The sequence below is a fragment of the Kitasatospora sp. NPDC093558 genome, from assembly GCF_040683475.1.
In the GTDB taxonomy this organism is placed as follows: domain Bacteria; phylum Actinomycetota; class Actinomycetes; order Streptomycetales; family Streptomycetaceae; genus Kitasatospora.
Genome location: NZ_JBFBDY010001307.1, coordinates 1 through 1,167, shown reverse-complemented (window position 1 = coordinate 1,167; position 1,167 = coordinate 1). Strand labels below are relative to the sequence as shown.

The following is a 1,167-nucleotide window of genomic DNA, read 5'->3' as shown; positions in this document are numbered from 1 at the left end:
GCACCAGTAAAACCGGTTCACCATGGAGTGGGTTCGTGTCGTCGTTAACCGATTCCAAGGCCTCGCCGCCGCAGCTCGGCCGCGGAGTGATCCTGCTCCTGGCCTTCACCTGCGGTGTCGCCGTCGCCAACGTCTACTTCCCACAGGCGATCAGCCCGCTGATCGCGCGCGGTCTGCTCATCTCGCCCGGCTCCGCCGCCCTGGTGGTGATCGCGACCCAACTCGGTTACGCGGCCGGTATCTTCCTGCTGGTGCCACTGGGCGACCGGGTGCCGCACCGCCGACTGATCGTCACTCTGCTCACGCTGACCTCCGCCGGCCTGGTAGCCGCCGGCATCGCGCCCTCGCAGCTGGTGCTGGTCGGCGCCAGCGCCTTCATCGGCATCACCACCGTCGTGGCGCAGATCGTCATCCCGATGGCCGCCGGCCTGACCCCGCCCGAGAAGCGCGGCGCCGTCACCGGCACCCTGCTCAGCGGTCTGATCGGCGGCATCCTGCTGGCCCGTACGTTCGGCGGCACGCTCGGTGAGTGGCTGGGCTGGCAGGCCCCGTACCTGGTCGCGGCGGCCGTGGTGCTGCTGCTCGCACTGGTGCTGGCCGTCAAGGTGCCGGTGACCGTGCCGACCTCGCAGCAGCGCTATCCGTCGCTGCTCGCCGAACCGCTCAAGCTGCTGAGGGCGGAGCCGGACCTGCGCCGCTCGGCGTTCTACCAGGCCACCGTGTTCGCCGGGTTCAGCGCCGCGTGGACCAGCATCGCGCTCTACATCACCGGGCCTTCGTACAACATGGGCGCTCCGGTGGTCGGACTGGTCGCGCTGGTTGGCGCGGGCAGCATGTTCAGCACGCCGATCGCGGGTCGGCGGACCGACCGCAAGGGGCCGGACCCGGTCAACACGGTCTGCATGCTGGGCGCCGTGCTGGCGGCCGTCATCCTGCTCGGCGGTCTGGTGCGCGGACCGGTGGGGCTGGTGGCACTGACGGCGGGCATGCTGCTGCTCGACGTCGCCATGCAGTCCAGTCAGGTCGCCAACCAGGCGCGGATCTTCGCGCTGCGCCCGGAGGCCCGGGCCCGGCTGAACACCGCGTACATGACCTGCTCGTTCCTCGGCGGCAGCCTGGGCTCCTGGCTGGGCGTCCGGGCGTACAACCGGCTCGGCTGGGGCGGCG

Annotated in this window: 1 protein-coding gene; it reads left to right on the top strand. The window is 71.0% G+C overall.

The genetic code is table 11. The features are described 5' to 3' along the window. Positions 1-35: 35 nt before the first annotated feature. The coding region (locus AB0O00_RS40570) for an MFS transporter (protein WP_363659673.1) at positions 36-1,167 on the top strand (1,132 nt) is incomplete at its 3' end.